Below are 22,362 nucleotides of genomic sequence, written 5' to 3' on the forward strand. Positions count from 1 at the left end.
TTCAGATGTGAGTTGTTTAAAACCGCGTATAGAGTAGCAATGAGACTACATAACAGGAGTGTGAGCATGAGCAGTTCTATTGATGAAGAAGCAAACGACGCAAAGCCAATTGTTGAAGCAGACAGAGAAGCCAGTGCCGGTAAATGTCCTTTCCATGAAGGAAACACCAATAAAGCCTCTGGCGGCGGGACCAATAATCGTGACTGGTGGCCTAACCAGCTCAGGGTTGACCTGCTGAACCAGCACTCAAATCGCTCAAACCCGTTGGGCGAAACTTTTGATTACCGTAAAGAATTCGCCAAATTAGATTACTCCGCATTAAAAGCCGACCTCAAAGGGGTGCTCACTGCGTCGCAGCCCTGGTGGCCGGCGGACTGGGGCAGTTACATCGGTCTGTTCATTCGTCTTGCATGGCACAGCGCCGGAACCTATCGCTCCGTTGACGGGCGCGGCGGTTCAGGTCGCGGGCAGCAACGTTTCGCACCACTCAACTCCTGGCCGGATAACGTCAGTCTGGATAAAGCACGCCGTCTGTTGTGGCCGGTGAAACAAAAATACGGTCAGAAAATTTCCTGGGCCGATTTGTATATTCTGGCCGGTAACGTGGCGCTGGAAAACTCCGGGTTCCGCACCTTCGGTTTTGGTGCCGGTCGTGAAGATGTCTGGGAACCGGATCAGGACATTAACTGGGGCGACGAAACCACCTGGCTGGAACACCGTCATCCTGAGGAACTGGCGAAATCGCCGCTGGGCGCTACGGAAATGGGGCTGATTTACGTCAACCCGGAAGGCCCGAATCACAGCGGTGATCCGGCTTCCGCTGCGCCGGCCATTCGTGCCACGTTCGGCAATATGGGCATGAACGATGAAGAGATCGTCGCGTTAATCGCCGGTGGTCACACACTCGGTAAAACGCACGGCGCAGGTCCTGCCGATCAGGTGGGTGTTGACCCTGAAACCGCACCGATTGAATCACAAGGTCTGGGCTGGAAAAGCAGCCACGGCAGCGGCGTCGGCGCGGATGCCATCACCTCCGGTCTGGAAGTGATCTGGTCGCAGACCCCGACGCAGTGGAGCAATTACTTTTTCGAGAACCTGTTCAAATACGAGTGGGTGCAGACCCGCAGTCCGGCGGGTGCGATTCAGTTCGAAGCCGCCGATGCGCCGGATATTATTCCTGATCCGTTCGATACGTCGAAAAAACGCAAACCGACCATGCTGGTGACTGACCTGACGCTGCGTTTTGACCCGGAATTCGAGAAGATTTCCCGTCGTTTCCACGGCGATCCGCAGGCCTTTAACGAAGCCTTTGCCCGCGCATGGTACAAACTGACCCACCGCGATATGGGGCCAAAAGCCCGTTATATCGGACCGGAAGTGCCTAAAGAAGATCTCATCTGGCAGGATCCGTTGCCGGTTCCGGTGTATCACCCGACAGGTGCGGATATCGCGCAACTGAAAGAGAAAATTGCCGCGTCAGGTCTGAGCGTCAGTGAGCTGGTGTCAGTGGCGTGGGCGTCGGCGTCAACCTTCCGTGGCGGCGACAAACGCGGAGGCGCGAACGGTGCGCGTCTTGCGCTGCGTCCGCAAAGAGACTGGGACGTGAATGCCGTTGCAGCCCGCGTGCTGCCGGCTCTGGAATCTATCCAGCAGTCCGTGCAGAAAGTGTCACTGGCGGATGTGATCGTGCTGGCCGGTGTGGTCGGTGTTGAAAAGGCGGCGAAAGCGGCTGGCGTTGATATCGAAGTGCCATTTACGCCGGGTCGTGTGGATGCGCGTCAGGATCAGACGGATGTTGAGTCGTTTGAATTGCTGAAACCGAAAGCGGACGGTTTCCGAAACTACCGCGGTGAATCAGCCAATACCTCGACGGAGAATCTGCTGATCGACAAGGCGCAGCAACTGACCCTGACCGTGCCGGAATTAACGGTACTGGTGGGCGGATTACGTGCGCTGGGGGCTAACTACGACGGCAGCAATCTGGGCGTGTTCTCGGAAAACACCGGTGAACTGAACACCGATTTCTTCGCGAATCTGCTGGATATGCGTACCGAATGGAAACCGACGGATAGCACCGGCGAACGTTTCGAAGGCCGTGATCGTGTCAGCGGAGAAGTCAGATTCGCCGCCACGCGTGCCGATCTGGTGTTTGGCTCGAATGCCATATTACGTGCCAACGCTGAGGTTTACGCCAGCAGTGACGCCAAAGAGAAGTTCGTGAAAGACTTTGTCGCGGCGTGGACCAAAGTGATGAATCTGGACAGATTCGAGCTTTGATCTGAACCTTGATCTCAAGTCTGATCTGAACTCATCGTTTGAAAGCAAAAAGCCCGCTTAATGTTGTTAAGCGGGCTTTTTTTCATTCATTCATTCAATAACAGAGGATCGTTATCTAATATCAGGGTGTTACGGACATCCCAGCCACGGAGCTTGCCGGGGTTGAGTAATCCACTGGGATCAAGGCACTTTTTAACCGAAACGACGTCAGGTTTAATTTCTCCCTGTTTGCCATCTTCAATTTGATAAACATGCGGGTTATTTATTTTTACGTCATTATCACGGAAGGTCATCATTATTTCGTTCAATCTTTCTTCGGTGGAATAACGCACTAATTGTAAACCGCTGGCGGTTATATTTCCGTCGTTGTCGCGCAGGAACTCTATATGTGAAATAACTTCATCGCCAAATAAATTCGCCATATCGATAATCTGCTGGCGATAGTTCGTATAATTAAACGCCGTCTGTAAATAGGTCAGGGTGCTGTCGATTTTCAGCGCGTGCAAGGTGGTGTGGTTCCAGCAATATTCCATCAGCGACGCATTGGCCTCGCGTGCTTCAGCGGCGGACTGGCGCACGGCGCTGTGGCCGCGGTATTTTTCCAGCAGAGAGGCGCAAAAACCTTCGCTTTCCTGCGCAATCACGCTGATCACCGCGTGCTGGCTGGCCTGATAGTGTCCGTTCAGATGGCTGAAATATGACGGAATTGGCGCGGCGAAAAGCGCCAGCTGGCGTTTAACCAGCCCCGGTGAACGGGCAAAGGCGTTGGCGTAATCCAGTGCATCGGTAAAATCATCGAAAACGTCCAGCCGTTCAATCCACTGATGAACCGGTGCCAGCGCCAGTTCAACCTCGAGCACAATGCCGTTGCTGCCGTAGGCATGATGCAGCAGCAGTGCCTGCGGGGCAGGAACGTGCAAAATGCGCGGTTCGGCTTCCATGGTCATGACTTTAACGCTGAGCACATTGCCCTGTGCGCCGAGCGGGCCGTAGTTGATTGAGCCGATACCGCCAAAACCGCCGCCGTACAAGCCGCCGAGGCTGGCGAGCCGGTAAGTGGAGGGCATACAGCGCAGCTCCCAGCCTGCCGGACGGGTCAGGTTTTCAATCTCTGCCAGCCGGATCCCCGCCTGGGCGCGCACCACGCCGTCAGCCATTTCACAGACCTGATTAAAGCCGGTCATATCCACCAGAATGCCGCCTTCCAGCGGCACCAGCTGGCCGTAGTTGCCGGTCGCGCCGCCGCGCAAAATCAGCGGTAACTGGTGCTGAACGCAGGCTTTCACCAGCAAAATGAGCTCTTCTTCGCTGCGCGGCCTGACCACCGCATCGGCCTGTTTATCTTCCAGCTGCTGTTTGAGAACGGGACTGAACCAGTGAAAATCGCGCGAAAGGCGTTTGACCTTTGTCGCCTGCAAAGTCCAGTCGAGATCGGGAAGCGCCTGCTGAATCAGGGCAAGCGCCTGCTGACGTTGTTCACTGTTCATATTCTTCCTGCCTGAATTAAATGAGGTTAATGAGATTGCACGGCTTCGCTTTCATGCCACGCGCTGAGGACGCGTTTCGAAATCCACGACATCACGCCAAACAGGGCGATACCAGTGAGTGAAATGAGCAGCAGCGCGGCAAACATCAGCGGAATGTCCAGCTGATATCCCGCCTGCAATATCTGATAGGCCAGACCGGTGTTATTGCCGCCGGTGCCCGCCACGAATTCAGCCACGACGGCACCGATCAGCGACAAGCCGCTGGAAATGCGCAGCGCGCCGAAAAAATAAGGCAGGGCAGAAGGAATGCGTAAGCGGATGAGGATCTGCAGACGGCTGGCGTGGTTCAGCTGGAAATAGCTCAGCAGGCCCGGTGATACGCTGCGCAGCCCCTGCGTGGTATTGGAAATAATCGGGAACACCGCCATCAGTGTCGAACACACCACCAGCGACAGCGTGGTGTCCTTGACCCAGATGATGATCAGCGGCGCGATGGCCACGATCGGCGTCACCTGCAAAAACACGATGTACGGGAACAGTGCGGTTTCCACAAAGCGGTTCTGCACCAGCACAAAAGCCACTAACGAACCGATGACGATCGAGAGCAAAAACGAGATCAGGGTAATTTTCAGCGTAAACAGCAGCGACATCGTCAGTGAACCCAGATTGGTCCACAGGCTTTGCAGCATTACCACCGGTGACGGCACCAGAAACTGGGGGATTTTGAAATAGCTCACCCAACCCTGCCACAGCAAAATCACCACCACGGCGACCACCGCCGGATACAGCACTTTGCGAAACGTGGGGTTGTTGATCCACGGAGAAGTTTTTTGAGTTTGCATACCGTTACTCCATACCCGATTGGCTGGCTTGCAGCAGGCTGTCTTGTAACTGCTTCGCATAGCGTGAAAACGCCGGACTGACGCGGAAATCTTCGCTGCGCGGGAAGGGTTCGGTAATGGCGATATCTTCCACCACGCGCCCCGGACGGGCAGCCATCATGATTACCCGCTGCGAAAGAAACACCGCTTCGTGGATCGAGTGGGTGACGAACACCACCGTCAGCCCCTGTTCCCGCCACAGGCGCAGCAGATCGCTGTCGAGCTTGTTGCGGGTGATTTCATCCAGTGCGCCAAAGGGTTCATCCATCAGCAACAGTTTCGGACGCGTCACCAGCCCGCGGGCAATCGACACGCGCATCTGCATACCGCCCGACAATTCGCGTGGCAGGACGCTGGCAAATTTACCCAGACCGACCAGTTCCAGCGCCTCACTGACGCGGGTGTTGGCTTCGGCGCGGGGAACACCGGCGAGATCCAGCGGCAGGCGCACGTTATTTTGCACATTGCTCCACGGCATCAGCGTGGCTTCCTGAAACACGAACGACAGCGGCACCTGTGTTTTTTCCCGGCTGTCGCGCCGCCACAGCACCAGCTTGCCGTCGCTGGGTTCTGTCAGCCCGGCGACCATTTTCAGCAGTGTACTTTTGCCACATCCTGACGGGCCGAGCAGGGTGACGAATTCGCCCTGATTGATGGTCAGATTGACCGGCAAAAGAGCGCGCGTGCCGTTGCTGTAAATTTTCTCCGCCGACAGCACTTCGATAGCCGGAACCGGCGGAGGATTGGCTGAGCGGACATCGCTCATCACGGTCAGTTTGGGGGCTGAATTCATGGCATTACCTTCGCGTCTTTGATCATGTCGAGGGTATAAGTCTGCTCAAACGGCACTTTATCCGCGTCGATCAGTTTGTTTTTCACCAGCATGTCCCAGGTCTTTTTCAGACGTGGTTCCGTGATGATGCCGATACCGCTGGTTTGCGCGTCGCCGCCGGTCACCAGCTCATACTTCTTCATCTGCGCGATACCGAAGGCAATCTGGTCGGCTCCCATACGCGGGTTGGCCTGGGTGATTAGCTGGTTGCCCGCGGTCGGATCCTGCAAATATTCTTTCCAGCCCTGCATCGAGGCTTTCACGAAAGCCGCCACCGCTGCCGGGCGTTTTTTAACGGTATCCGCCATGCAGATAATCGAGTTGCCGTACGGCGGATAACCCCAGTCGCTGAGCATGTAGACGTAGAACGGTTTGCCGCCTTTTTCGATCGAGAAAGGCTCGGAGGTGACATACCCCTGTTGCACCAGATTATTGTCCGCCAGGAAGGGCTGCACGCTGAAGGTGTAAGGGCGGATTTTGGCGCTCCCCAGCCCCAGTTCACTCTTCGCCCACGGCCAGAAAGAGGTATAAGCCTCGGTCGCCAGCAGGAAGGTTTTGTCTTTCAGCGCCTGACCTTTCTCCACTTTGTCATGGCTGATAAACACCGTCGGCGAATGCTGGAACACTGTCGCCACGGTCACCGCATGTACGCCTGCCTGCCAGGTTTCCAGCGCCTGACCGTTGTCGCCGAGCGTACAGTCAGCCTGTCCGGCGGCCATCAGTTGCATCACGTTAACCTGCGGGCCGCCCATTTTGATGCTGACATCCAGACCGGCGGTTTTGTACAACCCTTTGGCCTGCGCCTCGTAAAAACCACCATGCTCCGCCTGCGCGTACCAGTTGGTCAGAAAGGTAAATTTCTCTTCCGCCATGCCGGAGGTGGAAACCCCGGCCAGCAGCACGGCCAGCAGGCTGTAAGTGAAGGGATGCTGTGTTTTCATCGTGAGAATTCCTTTATTCAGAGGCCAGAGAAGACGAAGGAGGAGTGAAGCTGGTTTGCACAAAGCCGTTCCAGTGGTGTTTTCCCCAGGTGGGCTCGCTGCGGGCTTTCCATTGCATGTGATGGATTTCGGTGATCGCCTGCGCCCAGCTCGCCGCCAGCGAATCAAGGATTGCATGACCCTGTTCAGCGGTCGCGCCGGTCGGGTCGCCGATCACGCCACTCGGGCCAAAATCATAGGAAGCCCAGGCGGCGGCAGGACGGCCTGATGACAGCGTCGGGCACGGGAACTCCGGCGGATAATTGGCGACCGCGTGTTCGATGTGGACACATTCCGGTGCCAGCGCCAGCATCACCGCGGTTTCGCTGTGACCGGCGTGCATCGCCATTTTTTGCTCCAGCGGACTCAGGAACTGGTTTTCCACATTCGGCACGCGGAACACGTCGTGCGGGATCATGATCATGTCGCCGTGACGCAGGCGCATTTCCCGCGAGGCTATTTGCAGCACCTGCGGTTGTCCGCCATGACCGTTAATCATCAGCAGCTTGCGGAATCCGGCGCGGTACAGCGATTCGGCAATTTCTAAAATCGTCTGCAACAGCGTGTCGCCGGTTAAGGTCAGCGTACCGGGGAAATTCAGGTGTTCGTCAGATTTGCCGTAGGTGATCGGAGGAATGGCGTAAGCCGGAATATCTTGCGCCAGCCGCGCCAGCGCATGACCCGCCACACCGGAGGAGATCACGCTGTCCACCGAACACGGCAGATGCGGGCCGTGTTGCTCAATCGCGCCGGTCGGCAGAACGATCACCGTATTGGCTTTATCAGGCAGGGCAGCGATGGCCGTCCAGCTCAGAAAAGGGAGAAAACGATTTGCAGGAATATAACCGTTAATCATGCTGTGCCTCGAGGTCTGACATTATTGGGTTGAGCGGGATTGCGGTAACCAGGCGGTGGCTTCGACTTCAATCAGCACCCCGGCATCTGGCAGCATTTCACTGACCTGCACCACGGTGGAAACCGGCGGTTGTCCGGGATAAAAAAGTTTTCTGACCCGGCTGTAATACGGGAAGTGATCGAGATTGCGAAAATACTGCACCAGCTTGATCACATCGCTCATTTGCCCGCCCGCGTCTTCAATGGTGTGGCGGATGCTTTCCAGCACATACCAGCTCTGAGCGAGGATCGGCCCCTGCTTGGCATCGGTGGAGAATTCGCCGGTTTCGCCCAGCAGCAGCCGCGCTTCAGCGGGGATATCCTGAAAACCACGCACGATAGTTGCTGTCTGCGGGTTGACGGGAATGATGCCGGAGAGAAAAACGAAATCACCGGCGCGACGCCATGCGGCATATTGGGCGAGCGGTTTGCCCGCTCCTGCTTCAAGACTCATGGGATAACTCCTGATTCCAGGTGCGTTGGTGGGTCAGCCTGCCGTGGCGGATAACCAGGCGGGCTGCGCTGTGTAAAGGCCAGGTCAGGCTGTCGCTGTCCGGAAAGAGAACCAGACTGGCATCGCTGCCGGGGGAAAGCGGCAGGGCGGCTGGCGCCTCACCGGTCAGTGCGCCGGCATCGCATATAAGCCGTGACTGCTGATCAAAAATGTCATTCAGCTGAAGCGCGAACAGGGCGCAGCTCAGCGTATCCAGCGGGTCATAACTGCCTGCCGGACAAAAAGCGTCCTGCACGTTATCGCAACCGAGCAGCAGCGGAACGCCCGCCGTCTGCGCTTCTTTCAGCAGGGTGATGCCGCGCTGGCGCGGCGTGCGGCCGGTGACGGCATCCTGTAACAACAGGTTGGTCATCGGCAGCGCAATCAGGGTGACGCGCTGCGCCGCCAGCAAACTCAGGATCTGCTGCGCCTGTTGTTTACTGCCCGAAGCCAGCGCACAGCCGTGGCTGCAACAGATGTGGCCGCTGAAATCAGTTTGTGACAGGTAATCAGCCAGCCAGCTCAGGCCGTACGCCACCGGCGAAAGCTCCTCATCGATATGCAAATCCAGATTCAGTTTCCAGCGTGAGGCGCTTTGCATCAGATTGCGCATCGCCGCCGGATCCCAGTTTGAGGAGTGAACAAATCCGCCCAGCAGACAATGCTTTCCGCTTTCTGCGACTGCGCGGGCAATACGGTCAGCCGTGCTGGCGTCGGCGAAAAGGCTCAGCGGCGCCAGCGCGACCCGTTCCAGCGTGACGCCGGAGTGCCCCATCTCGCCCAGTTCAAGCCAGGCCAGCGGCGGAGCCACGTCGAACCAGTCTATGTGGGTGCGTAAACGGGTCACACCATTCGCCGCTGCCCACGCCAGACCCTTGCGGGCACGCTGACGCAAATCATCCGCCGTCCAGTGCTGACGATCCTGATGCAGGGTTTCAATCGCCGCCAGCAGACCGGGTGTCGACGGGCTACTGCGGGCAATGGTGAAGGTTTTATCGAGATGGGCGTGGGGTTCAATCAGCCCCGGCAGCGCCAGTGTGCCGTGTGCGTTCCACAAATCATGTTGGCCTGGCTGATAAGGCGTCACGGATGCAATTTTGCCTGCGTCAAAACGCAGATCTGCCGTAACTGGTTCGCCAGCCTGTAAAGGCCATCCGGCGGGAAGCAGCCACGCGGGCAGACGAGCGTTGGCAATGCCGTTCAGCGATGTGGTGGGATCGGGCAGGTTCATTGTGTCGCTCCGTGTTGACATTACAGGTCGAGAACCAGAACGGGACTTTTGGATCGAGAACAGCACAGCGTTATTTGCGTGTTCTCGGCTTTCTCTTCTTCTGTCAGCACGCAGTCGCGGTGATCGGGAATACCGTCGATCACGTCAGTAATACAGGAACCGCAAATACCCTGTTCGCAAGACAGCATAATATCGACTCTGGCGCTTAATAAGACTTCAGCAATGCTCTGTTTCGGGCCGACTAAATAACGTTGCCCGGTGGAGTTAAGCTGGATATGAAATGCCTGATTTTCTGCTTCCTTACCAATATTCGCATTACTGAACCGCTCGAAAGATAATTGATTTTCCTGCCAGTGATGGGTGCGCATAATGTCTTCAAGGCGCTGAATAAATCCGTCCGGCCCGCAGGCCAGTACCCGCGTATTCTCATCCGGCTGACATAAACTCAGCGGCGTGTTATGGCGCAGGGAATCGTTTGCGCTGCTGTCATGTATAAAGACATTTTTCGCTAAGGCGGGCGCAGTTAAGCGCGGCAGAAACGCGATGTGTTCACTGTCTGAAACAGAGTAATGCAGTTCAAATTCAATCTGTTGCTTCGCAACGTGTTCCGCCATTGCCAGCAGCGGCGTGATGCCGATACCACCGGCAAAGAAGAGATATTTACCGGCGTCAGGCAAAGGGAAATGATTGCGCGGCGCCGAAATGGTCAGGCTGTCACCGGGGCGGAAATGATGATGAATAAAGTGCGATCCGCCGGTGGAGTATTCTGCCAGTTTCACGCAGATTTCGTAATATTCCCCGTTGCCGTTTTCACCGCAAAGAGAATATTGCCTCGGGCCGAGTTTCGGAATAAAAACGTCAATGTGCGCGCCGGGAAAATAAGGCGGTAATAGATTTTCGTCCTGCGAAATAAGCTGCACGGAAATATTACCCTTACCATTTAACTTCACGGTTTTAATTGTGACAGGAATTAATCCGGCATCTTTCATCGTCATTTACCGTATTTTCTCTGATGAATCATTCATAAAAGGGGCGTCGATCCGTTCACCGCAAAACCCGCTGTCTTACGCAAATGACTGCGCAGAGCCGGGCTGATAAGCGGTGAAACGATTGTTCCCGTTGCATTGAAAGCTACGTTATTGTTATAAAACTGTTGCGTCCAGCGCTTTGATTCGCACATCCCGTTGCATAAAAGAGAGCACTCCCTATGTTCGCATTCTCCCGATTTCTGCTGTACTTCACCGAGGTTGCCCGTCAGGGATCGTTTCGTAAGGCGTCCGAAACCCTGCATGTTGCCGCATCGTCAATTGACCGGCAGATATTGCGGGTTGAAAAGGAACTGGCGATGCCGCTGTTTGAACGTCATCCCACAGGTTTACGGTTGACGGCGGCGGGGGAGCTGTTGCTGCATGCTGCCAATAACTGGAAAAAGGATTTTTCGCGTGTTCTGGAACAGCTCGACGATCTGCGCGGGTTGCGGCGCGGGCACGTACGGATTGCCACCATCGATGCCATCAACCGGCAATTTTTCTCGTCGATGCTCAAAAAAGTGCACGTCGATTATCCGAATATTTCGTTCACGCTGACCACCATGAACAACGTGGATATCCAGCAGGCGCTGATGTCCGGCGATGCTGACTTCGGACTGATGCTGAATCCGCAAAGTTCCCGTGAGTTGCAGGTGCGCGCTTTCGCCGAAATTGAGCTGGGCATTGTGGTGCCGAAAGGGCATCCGCTGGGCGACAGAAGCGGCGTGCGTTTCAATCAGTGCATGGAATATCCGTTTATCCTGCCCGCCGCACCGCTGATGCTGGCCGAACCGGTGCAGGCGCTGATGAATATCAACGGTGACATGGTTCGCGAAGTCGCGGTGTCCAATAACATCCACATGATCCGTTCGCTGATTAAAGAGAAAATGGGCATCGGCATTCTGTGCTGGCTCGATATCATGGATGAAGTGGAAAGCGACGAGTTGCAGTTTATTCCGCTGACCGATCCGCAATTAAAAACCTTCACGCTGTCCCTGTGCGTTGCCCCTTCACGGCAGCTTTCTCTTGCCGCTTCGATGATGCTCAAACAACTGGAGATGTTATTCAGCCAGATCCAAACGGCGGGGCGTGAACGGCACTGATTGCACGCTTTTGGTGCTTCACGCTCTGTGATGAATCAAAGGTTGCAGGGCGTGAGACGTAATTATCCCGACAAGGCGCAGGGAAAGCGCATCTGCGAAGTTGGCATCGTTTTTGTATAGTTAAAAGTGAGTAGAAGCGGTCAGTGCAGGCAACTGCGCGGGACATTGCTCAGCAACCATTTCGCGGTTCATTTTGAGCTGGTCAGGGGGCTGAGCCGCGTTTGCTTATCCTCCCTCCGGCGATGATTAGGAGAGGAGCAATGAAGTCAATTTCCCGCATTCCCCTGTCTTGCTGCGTGCTGAGCACGCTGATCACTGGCGCTTTCTCCCTGTCGGCGCAGGCCGATGAGAAAATCGCACTGCTGACTTCCTGGTACGCGCAGGCTGAACAGGGCGGCTATTATCAGGCGCTGGCGACGGGCATTTACAAACGTTACGGACTGGATGTCAGCATTCAGTCCGGCGGCCCGCAGATCAACGGCATGCAGTTGCTGTTATCAAAACGCGCTGACGTCATCATCGGTTATGACCTGCAGTTGCTCGAATCGGTGCAGCGTGGTTTTCAGGCCAAAGCCATCGCGGCGCCTTTCCAGTTCGACCCGCAGGGGTTACTGACCCACGCTTCCGTGACGTCGCTCGACGGCCTGAAAGATAAAACTATTCTCGTTTCCAGCTCCGGGCAATCGACCTGGTGGCCGTGGCTTAAAGCACGCTATCAGCTCAGCGATTCGCAGGTTCGCCCGTATACCTTCAATATTCAGCCCTTTGTCGCGGACGAGAACGTAGCGCAGCAGGCGTACGTCAGCTCTGAAGTGTTTCAGGCGCAAAAGGCAGGTGTGAAATCCAATTTCTTCCTGTTCTCGGAGCACGGCTATCCGCCTTATGGCGGCATTCTGATCACCCGTCCTGACCTTATCAGCAGCCGCAAAGAGGCAATGGCGAAATTTGTGCAGGCATCGATGGAAGGCTGGGTGAGTTATCTGCAAAACCCGGCGGCCGGTAACGCGCTGATCAAAAAGGATAACCCGAAAATGACCGACGACCTGCTGGCCTGGGGCGTTCAGCAAATCAAAGAGCATCACCTGATTGATGGCGGCGATGCGGCGACGCAGGGCTGGGGCACCATGACGGAAACGCGCTGGCAGAAAACCCGCGATTTCATGGTCAACGCCAAACTGCTAAACGCGGATACCGACTGGAAACAGGCGTATACCACCGAATTTGTTGAGCACATGCAGGTTAAACCCTGAGGAGCGTTGCGATGTCATCTGACTCTTTACTGATTAAAAATGCTCACGCCATCCTGACCGGCCTGCCGGGCGACGGGGCGCGTTACGCCGGGCCAGATATTCGTGTGCGTCATGGCGTGATTGAGGCGATGGGCTCCCTGACGGCATTGCCGGACGAGCGGCTGGTTGATGCCCGCGACTGCGTGGTGTATCCGGCGTGGGTCAACACTCACCATCATCTGTTTCAGTCATTACTGAAAGGCGAACCTCAGGGGCTGAACAAAAGCCTGACCGCGTGGTTAAGCGCCACGCCTTATCGCTTTCGCGCCACGTTCGATGAATCCACATTTCGCCTCGCGGTACGTATCGGTCTGACTGAGTTGCTGCGTTCTGGTTGCGCGACGGTGGCGGATCATAATTACCTTTACTGGCCGGATATGCCGTTTGATACCTCGGAAATCCTGTTCAGCGAAGGGGAAGCGCTGGGAATGCGCATTGTCTTATGCCGTGGCGGTGCAACGCAGGGACGGGCGATTGAGAAAGATTTACCGCAGGCGCTGAGACCGGAAAATTTCGATGATTACATGGCGGATATGGAACGGCTGGTGGGGCGTTATCACGATCCGAAACCGACGTCTCTGCGCCGCGTGGTCATGGCACCGACCACCTTGCTGCATTCTGCGCCCGGTGCGCAGTTGCGCGAAATGGGCAAACTGGCGCGCAGTTTAGGGATACGCCTGCACAGCCATCTGTCGGAAACGGTGGATTATCTCGATGCGGCACGCGCTAAGTTCGACATGACGCCGGTGCAGTTTTGCGCGGAACACGACTGGCTGGGGGACGACGTCTGGTTTGCGCATCTGGTCAAGTTGCTGCCGCAGGAGATCGCCATGCTGGGACAAACCCGCACCGGCATTGCGCACTGTCCGCAAAGCAACGGACGTCTGGGCAGCGGCATCGCCGACCTGCTGGCGCTGGAACAGGCGGGCGTGCCGGTTTCGCTGGGCGTTGATGGTGCGGCATCCAACGAAGCCGCTGACATGCAAAGTGAAGCGCATGCCGCGTGGCTTTTACAGCGCGCGCGTAAAGGCATGATGGCGACACCGCGCTATGACGGCGGCACTTTTGAGGGCGGCGGTGATGCGGCATCCATCGAAGATGTGGTGCGCTGGGGCAGCGCGGGCGGGGCGCAGATCCTCGGTCTGCAACAGAGCGGCACCGTGCAGGTCGGTATGCTGGCGGATATCGCCATTTACCGGCTCGACGACCCGCGTTATTTCGGCCTGCACGACATGGCAATCGGCCCGGTGGCCTGTGGCGGTCGCGCCTCACTGAAGGCGCTGATGATCAATGGCCGCGTGATCGTCGAAAACGATGTTATCCCCGGTCTCGATCTGGACGCCATGCGCCATGACGCGATGGCTGCCGTCCGTACCCTGCAACAACGCGCTGCGCGCTAACCTAATTGATAAATAAGGATAAGAATAATGACGCAATCAACTCAAACACCGTCAGCTCAAACAACAGGTTATGCATTACAGGAACTGGAAAAAGAAGCCGGAATGGGCGCGATGGGCGAAGAGACGTTTGCCCGTGAAGTGCGTTGTATAGACCTGTCCGATTTCGAAAAGCGTAAAAGTGAGATCGCCGACGAACTGTGGAATGCAGCCGTTGAAATCGGCTTCTTTCAGGTGAGCAATCACGGCATCGCACTGAGCAATATCCGTCAGGCATTCAGCATGACAGAAGATTTCTTCTCGCTGCCCGACGCGGTAAAAGCGCAGTATCCGCTGGCGCGTAACGCTGGCTGGGAGAATAAATCACAGGTGAGGCCGTCAACCAAAACGCCGGATCAGAAAGAGTCCTATCAGATCACCCGTCCGCTGATGGACAAGCTGTGGCCGCGCGAACAGGAACTGCCGGCGTTCAAAGACACCATGCTGAGTTTTGAATCGCAATGCTGGCAACTGGGCATGAAATTGCTTTCCTGTTTTGCGCTGAAACTGGGCTTCCCGGAACACTTTTTCGAGCAGGCGCATAATCCGGATCAGCAAACCTACCAGAGTACGCTGCGTATGCTGCACTACTATGCCACCGAACAGTCGGAGCAGGGCATGTGGCGCGCCGGTGCGCATACGGATTTCGACTGCCTGACGCTGCTTTTCCAGCGTCCCGCTCAGGGCGGATTGCAGGTTTGTCCGGGCAAAGACAGCGAAAGCCAGCAATGGACCAGCATCGAGCCGCGCGAAGAAGTGATCACCTGCAACATCGGCGACATGCTGATGCGCTGGAGCGACGACCAGTTGCCATCAAACTTCCATCGCGTCAGAAGCCCGTTGCCCGGTGAATATCAGGGCGCGCGCTACAGCCTGGCATTTTTCTGTCAGGCCAATAAAGACGTCGAAATTCTGGGGCCGCAGGCGAAGTATCCGGCCATCAGTGCCGAAGATTATCTGCAACAGCGCATTCAGGCGAACTTCGCTAAGGGATAAGCAGAACCGGTAAGCCTAAGCCCGCTGAAGTTTTCTGAGGCGGGCTTTTTATCGGGCACAATTCGACGCCGGAGAGCCTGTCACTCAGCATTCAGGTTCTCCGGCCTGTATAGGCTTAAAAATTACGGTTATAATCGCTGAAATTTTTCAACGGATTTAGAAACAACGATGTCAAAACTCACCTTACAAGAACAGTTGCTGAAAGCGGGATTAGTCAGCAGCAAAAAGATGGACAAAGTGCAGAGAACGGCAAAAAAGTCGCGCGTTCAGGCACGTGAAGCCCGTGCCGCTGTGGAAGAAAATAAAAAAGCCCAGCTTGAGCGTGATAAACAGCTGAGCGAAGAACAGAAGCAGGCGGCGTTGTCTAAAGAGTATAAAGCGCAGGTAAAACAGCTGATTGAAATGAATAAAATCGTCATTTCGAAAGGCAATATCGATTTCAACTTCACCGACGACAAACTGATCAAACGCATCGCCGTGGATAAAACCACTCAGGCGCAGCTAATCAGCGGCCGTCTCGCTATTGCGCGTCTGGTTTCTGAAAAAAGCGGCGAGAGCGAATACGCCATTATCCCTGCCAGCGTAGCGGATAAAATCGCGCAGCGTGATGCCAACAGCATTGTATTAAACAGCGCACTGAGTCAGGAAGAGCAGGACGAAGATGATCCGTATGCAGATTTCAAAGTGCCAGATGATTTGATGTGGTGATAAGTGGTTTGAGCTGATGATGAATAAAAAGCCCGGAAGGGCTTTTTATTTGGGTTGGCGTCAGGGTAAACAAGATTATTATAGTTAGTTTTAAAATCACCTTACTTATACAGAATTTTTTGTATTGAATTGCCGTTCATAACATTGAAAAATAGAAGCTTTAGAGTTAGATTCCTATTTGAAATGAAAGAAGGTAAAGATTCGCTCTATAAGCGTGAACCCTTCATTGAATCGTTAAAACATACAATAGACGTTATGCTAATAGCTGAGGATGCCGGATGCTACCTGAAGAAGAGAATGAACTTAGATTTGATGATGATGGTGAGGAAGAAGTACAAATTGCACCTGAGGACAATAGGATTCATACCTCAAGTGGCGATCTTGAAATTGAATCCCTTCATAATAAAAGGAATCGAGGACGGCTTATACTTCAGCCTGATTTTCAGCGTCAGTTCGTGTGGGACGCAAAGAAAGCGAGTAAGTTAATTGAGTCAGCGATTCTTCATATTCCATTGCCCATTATTTATTTATCGGAAGAAAAAGATGGCAAGGAATACGTTATTGATGGACAACAGCGTTTAACATCCTTCTTTTCCTTTATTGATGGTCACTTGCCAGATGGTAAAACATTCAAACTTAATGGCTTGAATGTCTGCACAGATTTAAATGGAAAGAAATTCAGCGATCTGTCAGATGAGTTACAAGATAGAGTCCGATATTACAAAATACGTGCTATCACATTTCAAAAGGATTCCAACGAAAACCTAAAGTTTGAAATATTTGAACGTCTGAATACAGGTTCAGTTCAATTGAATGACCAAGAGTTGAGAAATTGTCTTTATCGTGGAAACTTCAACCTTGCGCTGAAAGAGATGGCGGAAGATCCTGATTTCATGTTTATAGCTGGCCTGAAAGGGCCTGACAAACGGATGAAGGATATAGAGTTAGTTCTTCGTTTTTGTGCTTTCTATCACAAAACTTATCTCAACTATAAAGCACCAATGCGTAATTTCCTTAATTCAGAGGCATTAGAAAAAAGAGATATTTCAGATAAAGATATTCTCGAATTGAAATTAGCGTTCAAAAATTCGTGCCAAATAATTCGTTCGGCTTTTGGAGAGAATTCTTTCAAACGATTTTATAAGGGAAAAGAAGGTCAGCCAAATGGTTATTGGGAGCCGAAAAAGTTTAATGCCTCTTTATATGATGTATTAATATATTCTTTTTCTAAGGAAGATAAAAACAAGGTTTATCAGAATTTAGATTCTGTAAAAGAAGCACTGGTTTATCTAATGACTGAAGACCAAGAATTTATAGACTCTATAGAGTTGTCTACTAGTTCAGTACAAGCAGTAACTGTACGCTTCGACAAATGGCGATTGTCGTTGCAGTCTATCCTTGGCATCAATCAAAAAGAACCGCGTTGTTTCACTTTTAAACTTAAAGAGGAAATGATGTCAGTTGATCCTACGTGTGCAATTTGTAAGCAACACATTCAGTCAGTAGATGATGCCGCTCTTGATCACATAAAGCAATATTGGATAGGTGGAAGGACTATTCCTGAAAATGCCCGGCTAACACATCGTTATTGCAACTGGGCCAGACCTAAAGGTGACACCGGGTTGGTCTAATGATTCAGTCATCTAAGTATTATTTCGAGATGCCGATTAATTGATGTGCTGAACGAGTATCCGCCTCATAGCAGTTCAATAGTGAGTAGGTGTTGAGTGGGAGAGAATTGTTGATCGAAAGATTAAAAACCTGCTTTGTGTAACAAATTCGTAAAAACCACAGAAAGCAAAAAGCCCGCTTAAGTTTCCTTAAGCGGGCTCTTCTAATTTGGCTCCTCTGACTGGACTCGAACCAGTGACATACGGATTAACAGTCCGCCGTTCTACCGACTGAACTACAGAGGAATCGTGTGAACGGGGCGCATAATATCCAGAGGGATGTGGAGTGTCAATGGCAATTTCGTGAAAAGCAGTGCGACTGCTCAGCAACTAATCAATATAGCCGTAAAACTTCACTTTTTTGATAAGAAAAACCGTTTAATTCCGCCTTTTAACAATCACAACGCTGACCGCGAAGTTGCCTTGCCAGCGGGTCCTGTTGATAAAAACGGGTGAAATGACCGTATACCAGCGGAAAACGCTCCGAAAGCAATTCTGGGGCACTAAAGAAATATTCAGAAAGTACGGCAAAACACTCTGCCGGATCGGTCGCTGCGTAGGCATCCATGCTGGCCGCTTCTTCGCCAACGGTGTCAATTTCATCCTGCAAATTCTGCATCGCCGCCTGTAAGTCATGCTCCCAGGCCACCACTTCGCGTAACGGAATCGGCGGGATACCGCTCACTTCGCCACCGTTTCGCATATCAAGTTTATGCGCGGCTTCGTGGATGATCAGGTTAAAACCGGAGTTATCAAAGGAGTCTTCAATATCCTGCCAGTTCAGCACGATCGGACCCTGATCCCAGCTCTGACCGGCGTGAATTTGCGTACCGGCATGAACCAGTCCGTTTTCATCCTGCCATGGAGAATCGACAACAAAAGGGGAAGGGTAGAGCAAAATTTCATGAAAACCATCTAGCCACGACGCACCGAGTTCCATCACTGGCAGCGCAAAAAGTAATGCAATGCGTGCCTGCATCTGTTCAGTCAGCACAATACCCTGCAAAGGAACCAGTCGTTTCTGATGCAAAAGCTGGCTGGCGACCTGAATCAGACGTTGTTGCTCTTGCTCGTTCAGGGAGGACAACAGTGGGATATTCAGAGCGTCATTCCACGCGTCTGATTTCTCAATTTTCAGTTCATTCGCTTTCCACGGCCACTTAATCATCATCTTGCTCGCAAAGTGATCATTCAATTTATCAGCAGGGTTTGCCTCAGACTACACCAATACAAGTAACTTCAACAGGTTAGCAGCGTATCGGGACAATTCTGAATGGATGTTACACATCATAAGATTTTAAGCAAAATGCGCACACGTCTAATCAGACGTAGCTCACGTTATTATTCTAGTCACAGAGCGCGCAACGTGCCCGCCGCATCGAAACGCACGGCGGGCGCGGGGAAGGGTTAATGCCTGATCCACTTATCGATAAATTCAGATGGATCAACAGGCTTTCCAAAAAAGTAGCCTTGCAGGTATTCGAGGCGATAGGGGGCGAGATAATCCACCTGTTTTTGCGTTTCTATACCTTCTGCCACGATGACCATTTGCAGGCGTTTAGCCAGATCAATTACGTTATCGACAATATGCCCGGCCAGTGCGTCGGTGCCGATCCGGCCTATGAAACTCTGGTCGATTTTCAAAATGTCGATGTGGAATTTTTGCAGGTAAGCCAGGCTGGAATGGCCGGTACCAAAGTCATCCATGGCGACCAGCACGCCCATCCGGCGCAAGGCACTGAACAGGCTGTGGGTGGTTTCTGAAGGCTCTATGAGCTCGCGCTCCGTCAGTTCCAGAACCAGATTGATCGGGTTCTCCCGGAAGGCGTCAATAAAGGCTTTGCAGTCTTCGACCAGCGTCAGGTCTTTAAAGTGGCTGGCGCAGATATTGAACCCGAAATGGAAATTTTTTGGCAACTGAGCGGCCATCGGGCCGAACTGATCGCGCACCTGCGCCATCATCTGGCGGGTCATCGGCACAATCAGCCCGCTTTCTTCTGCCAGAGGAATGAACTGATAAGGCGGGATCAGCCCCATCTGCGGATGCTGCCAGCGCATCAAAACTTCAGCGCCGGTGATTTCATGGTTTGTTCCATCCACAACCGGCTGCAAGTAAGGGATAAATTGTTTTTTCCCCAGCGCGTTTTTCAGTGTAGCAACCGGGCCACCCAACCGGCCAAGCAGCGCATAGGTCATAAAAGCAATGAAGATGCTGATCAGCGGGAACAGGATCAGGCTGACAGTGGCGTAGTCGAAAATATAACCCCAGTGATCGCTCGGGCGGATAACCAGTTGCATTTCATAGGGATATAACGAGGATTTCAGAGACAACTTTTCGCCATCAGGCCAGATTTCAGAAGTATGAATTTTGCCCTGGCTGTCCATCCACTTGTCGCCGACTTGCAGGATCAGATACGCATGGGTGCTGAGCAATTGCAGAATATTATGCAGGAAATAACCATCGACCCCGACCAGGACGCCGCTGCCGTTAACATCATGACGATAGGCAATCAGCGGGTGATCGGGCGTCACTATATTGCCGCTCATCAGCATCAGTTTTCCATCGACGTAATTTTGAGTGGAAATCGTATCGTCTCGCTCACCGAATAAAGAGGCGCAATAAACTTTATGCTGGCGATATAAATTGACGGTGCGCACGTTGGGAACTTTGGCGACCTGCCAGCGCAGCGCCTGAATGGTCGGCTGATCACAAGGTGCACCAATCAGATTTTCCACCGCGCCGGCGGCGATCGCGGCATTATCCAGCGTCATATCCACCAGTCTCACTGATTGTTGCAGGCTGGCGCTCACATCGCGCCGTAATCCCTGCGACGTTTGCCAGGAAATAGCCAGTATCCCGACTGCCGCGACCAGCGTGAACGCAAGCAGCGCGAGGCAAATCCGCATAGATGATCGGTTTAACCAGTTTGAGCCCAAAGAGATATCCACCAGTGAGAGACGGAGCAAGAAGTTTTGTTCTGTTAATATAACCCATAATGGTGTTAACCATTGTTACAGCTGGATAAGAAGGTTAATTTCACGCCATTGATAAGCCAGTCTTTTGATGCAAATCATGAATAATTCATTGCTTAACTATTTTTTGTGTCTATCAAATAGGGTCAGCGTGTTATCCCGGCTGAAGCACTGCGGTGCCGTTATTCCAGTGAACCGGGCGGTCTGATTTACCGTTTAAGCTGGATCTCAAGTCTGCGTCAGTTTGTGCGGTTTGAGTGATATCGGGTTTTACTGGCGGCATAAAGTTTGTAGCATAAGACTTTATGCCGTCTGTCCGTCACCGACACCAGGACTATCCGATGCTTCCCCGTTTTAAAGTGCTTCTTTCTGCCGCTGTGTTGTCTCTCTCCTTTTCAGGTGCAGTCTTTTCCGGCTCAGCGTTTGCTGCTGATGCGCCGAGCTACGGGCCGCAACTACAGGGTTTTGACTATCCTTTTCCGCTGAAACAATTCTCTTTTAATTCCCAGGGTGCTCCGCTGCAAATGGGCTATCTGGACGTACCGGCCACCGGGCATAAAAATGGTCAGACTGTCGTGCTGATGCACGGTAAGAATTTTTGTGCCGCGACCTGGGGCGACACCATTTCGGCGCTGGTGAGTAAAGGTTATCGGGTGATCGCGCCCGATCAGGTCGGGTTCTGTTCATCGACCAAACCTTCCCATTACCAGTACAGTTTTCAGCAACTGGCGACCAATACCCATGAGTTGCTGAAAAGCCTGAAAATAACCAAAGCCGTGATTGTCGGGCATTCTACCGGCGGTATGCTGGCGACGCGATACAGCCTGATGTTTGCACCGGAAGTATCGAAACTGGTGCTGGTGAACCCGATTGGTCTGGAAGACTGGAAAGCCAAGGGCGTGCCTTATCGCACCGTGGATCAGTGGTACGACCGTGAGCTGAAAACCACGGCAGAAAGCATTAAACAGTATGAACTCAAAACCTATTACGTGAATAAGTGGAAACCGGAATACGACCGTTGGGTCGATATGCTGGCAGGGCTGAATAACGGGCCGGGGCATAAACTGGTGGCCTGGAACTCAGCGCTGATTTACGACATGATTTTCACGCAACCGGTCTTTTACGAATTCAAAAACCTGCGCGTGCCGACCACGCTGATGATCGGCACTGCCGATACCACAGCGATTGGCAGCGACATCGCGCCGCCTGCGGTAAAAGCCAAAATCGGTCATTACAACGTGCTGGGCAAACAGGTCGCGAAACTGATCCCTCATGCGAAACTGATCGAATTTAAAGGCCTCGGCCATGCTCCGCAGATGGAAGAGCCGGAAAAATTTAACGCGGCATTGCTGAAAACGCTGTCACGCTGATTTCCACTGTTTTCCGTTTCAATAATGAAAAACCGCAGCCTGAATGAACGGGCTGCGGTTTTTTATTGGTATTGCAGAACTGCGTGATTAACGCAGATTATCCGGGAAATTGGCTGGCAGTTCGCTCGCAGCGCAGTCGATCACAGTGTCATTATCCGCACCGCAATCACGCACGAAGGTGATGGTCGCGAATTCGTCGATCACTTCAGTCGGATATGCCGGACCCGCATCACGGTAAGAATTCATCAGCGGAATGTGGTCGTTCTGGAAGCAGACGGTTTTTTCCGGATTATTCATCACCCAGCGTGGGAAGAAAATGGTGCCGTGGAACACGTTATCGCCCAGATTCACAATCAGGCTGACGTCAGTCCCGGTCGGTTCAGTCCAGGAAATTTTGTACACATCAGATGCTACCCGCACGATATACGCTTTCTGATCTTTCACCCAACGGTTGCCGACCAGCCCGCTATGAATACGGTAATCCAGGGTCTGCGCGTTTTTGACGTAGATTTCATAATTCCAGCCGTTGTCGTAGGTATAAACCACATGTTTGCCAACGAAACCACTCAGGTCATGTTTATCAAATGTGCTCATGGTAATTCTCCTTAACTCAGTATTGGAATGAAACATTTCGTTTCGTTGAGAAGAATATTACATCTTAAAAAACTGATAAAAAAACGCTGATTTCAGATGTAAATCATCTAAAATATAGAT

At 52.9% G+C, this 22,362-nt stretch carries 19 protein-coding genes and 1 tRNA gene; 8 read left to right on the plus strand and 12 right to left on the minus strand.

Translation table 11 applies throughout. The features are described 5' to 3' along the window. Positions 1–66 precede the first annotated feature (66 nt). Positions 67–2,277: a catalase/peroxidase HPI gene (gene katG / locus EC840_RS02910; protein WP_243701005.1), complete on the plus strand. Its 2,211-nt coding sequence runs from the start codon at positions 67–69 to the stop codon at positions 2,275–2,277. 86 nt (positions 2,278–2,363) lie between these two features. On the opposite strand, the gene EC840_RS02915 is transcribed toward katG, so the two are convergent. From EC840_RS02915 to EC840_RS02950, 8 genes are read right to left on the minus strand one after another with little or no spacing between them, the layout of a single operon-like run. After that, a complete protein-coding gene (locus tag EC840_RS02915) occupies positions 2,364–3,764 on the minus strand; it encodes an FAD-binding oxidoreductase (protein ID WP_132963941.1) in 1,401 nt (466 codons plus the stop codon). 26 nt (positions 3,765–3,790) lie between these two features. Then, the gene (locus EC840_RS02920) at positions 3,791–4,606 is read right to left on the minus strand and encodes an ABC transporter permease (protein WP_129638730.1); all 816 of its coding nucleotides are present in this window, start codon (positions 4,604–4,606) and stop codon (positions 3,791–3,793) included. 4 nt (positions 4,607–4,610) lie between these two features. After that, a complete protein-coding gene (locus EC840_RS02925; RefSeq protein WP_120163445.1) occupies positions 4,611–5,438 on the minus strand; it encodes an ABC transporter ATP-binding protein in 828 nt (275 codons plus the stop codon). Next, the gene (locus EC840_RS02930) at positions 5,435–6,418 is read right to left on the minus strand and encodes an ABC transporter substrate-binding protein (protein WP_112289233.1); all 984 of its coding nucleotides are present in this window, start codon (positions 6,416–6,418) and stop codon (positions 5,435–5,437) included. Before EC840_RS02930 ends, EC840_RS02925 begins: the two co-directional genes overlap by 4 nt. Before the next feature lie 13 nt (positions 6,419–6,431). Beyond that, positions 6,432–7,313, minus strand: a complete 882-nt coding sequence (locus EC840_RS02935) for a creatininase family protein (RefSeq protein WP_132963942.1) — start codon at positions 7,311–7,313, stop codon at positions 6,432–6,434. A gap of 21 nt (positions 7,314–7,334) precedes the next feature. Then, the gene (locus tag EC840_RS02940) at positions 7,335–7,805 is read right to left on the minus strand and encodes a RidA family protein (RefSeq protein ID WP_132963943.1); all 471 of its coding nucleotides are present in this window, start codon (positions 7,803–7,805) and stop codon (positions 7,335–7,337) included. Continuing rightward, entirely contained in the window at positions 7,795–9,075 is a 1,281-nt protein-coding gene (locus tag EC840_RS02945; protein ID WP_132963944.1) for a cytosine deaminase, read from the minus strand. Before EC840_RS02945 ends, EC840_RS02940 begins: the two co-directional genes overlap by 11 nt. A gap of 20 nt (positions 9,076–9,095) precedes the next feature. Continuing rightward, positions 9,096–10,070 carry a PDR/VanB family oxidoreductase gene (locus EC840_RS02950; RefSeq protein WP_132963945.1) on the minus strand — a complete coding sequence of 325 codons (975 nt, stop codon included), beginning with the start codon at positions 10,068–10,070 and terminating at the stop codon, positions 9,096–9,098. Between the two features lie 212 nt (positions 10,071–10,282). On the opposite strand from EC840_RS02950, the gene EC840_RS02955 reads away from it, so the two are divergent. From EC840_RS02955 to EC840_RS02980, 6 genes are all read left to right on the plus strand, one after another. Continuing rightward, complete coding sequence (locus tag EC840_RS02955) at positions 10,283–11,206, plus strand: LysR family transcriptional regulator (protein ID WP_132963946.1); 924 nt, start codon at positions 10,283–10,285, stop codon at positions 11,204–11,206. 260 nt (positions 11,207–11,466) lie between these two features. Then, entirely contained in the window at positions 11,467–12,456 is a 990-nt protein-coding gene (locus EC840_RS02960) for an ABC transporter substrate-binding protein (protein WP_132963947.1), read from the plus strand. Positions 12,457–12,467: 11 nt separating this feature from the next. Further along, on the plus strand, positions 12,468–13,895 hold the full coding sequence (locus EC840_RS02965; protein WP_132963948.1) for an amidohydrolase family protein: 1,428 nt from the start codon (positions 12,468–12,470) through the stop codon (positions 13,893–13,895). 27 nt (positions 13,896–13,922) lie between these two features. Next, entirely contained in the window at positions 13,923–14,927 is a 1,005-nt protein-coding gene (locus EC840_RS02970) for a 2OG-Fe(II) oxygenase family protein (RefSeq protein WP_132963949.1), read from the plus strand. A gap of 168 nt (positions 14,928–15,095) precedes the next feature. Next, positions 15,096–15,635 carry a DUF2058 domain-containing protein gene (locus EC840_RS02975; RefSeq protein ID WP_112289242.1) on the plus strand — a complete coding sequence of 180 codons (540 nt, stop codon included), beginning with the start codon at positions 15,096–15,098 and terminating at the stop codon, positions 15,633–15,635. A gap of 278 nt (positions 15,636–15,913) precedes the next feature. Then, a complete protein-coding gene (locus tag EC840_RS02980; protein WP_132963950.1) occupies positions 15,914–17,266 on the plus strand; it encodes a DUF262 domain-containing protein in 1,353 nt (450 codons plus the stop codon). A gap of 209 nt (positions 17,267–17,475) precedes the next feature. On the opposite strand, the gene EC840_RS02985 is transcribed toward EC840_RS02980, so the two are convergent. The 3 genes from EC840_RS02985 to EC840_RS02995 all read right to left on the minus strand — a co-directional run bounded on the left by EC840_RS02985 (position 17,476) and on the right by EC840_RS02995 (position 20,272). Then, positions 17,476–17,551, minus strand: a tRNA-Asn gene (locus tag EC840_RS02985). 145 nt (positions 17,552–17,696) lie between these two features. Then, the gene (mtfA, locus tag EC840_RS02990; RefSeq protein ID WP_120163434.1) at positions 17,697–18,473 is read right to left on the minus strand and encodes a DgsA anti-repressor MtfA; all 777 of its coding nucleotides are present in this window, start codon (positions 18,471–18,473) and stop codon (positions 17,697–17,699) included. A 239-nt stretch (positions 18,474–18,712) separates the two neighbouring features. Beyond that, on the minus strand, positions 18,713–20,272 hold the full coding sequence (locus EC840_RS02995) for an EAL domain-containing protein (protein ID WP_240783304.1): 1,560 nt from the start codon (positions 20,270–20,272) through the stop codon (positions 18,713–18,715). 347 nt (positions 20,273–20,619) lie between these two features. On the opposite strand from EC840_RS02995, the gene EC840_RS03000 reads away from it, so the two are divergent. Further along, on the plus strand, positions 20,620–21,648 hold the full coding sequence (locus EC840_RS03000) for an alpha/beta hydrolase (RefSeq protein ID WP_132963951.1): 1,029 nt from the start codon (positions 20,620–20,622) through the stop codon (positions 21,646–21,648). Between the two features lie 87 nt (positions 21,649–21,735). Here EC840_RS03000 and EC840_RS03005 read toward each other — a convergent pair whose 3' ends face one another. Further along, entirely contained in the window at positions 21,736–22,242 is a 507-nt protein-coding gene (locus EC840_RS03005) for a phenolic acid decarboxylase (RefSeq protein WP_112289251.1), read from the minus strand. Positions 22,243–22,362 lie beyond the last annotated feature (120 nt).

Source organism: Rahnella sp. JUb53 (assembly GCF_004346065.1).
Lineage (GTDB): Bacteria > Pseudomonadota > Gammaproteobacteria > Enterobacterales > Enterobacteriaceae > Rahnella > Rahnella variigena.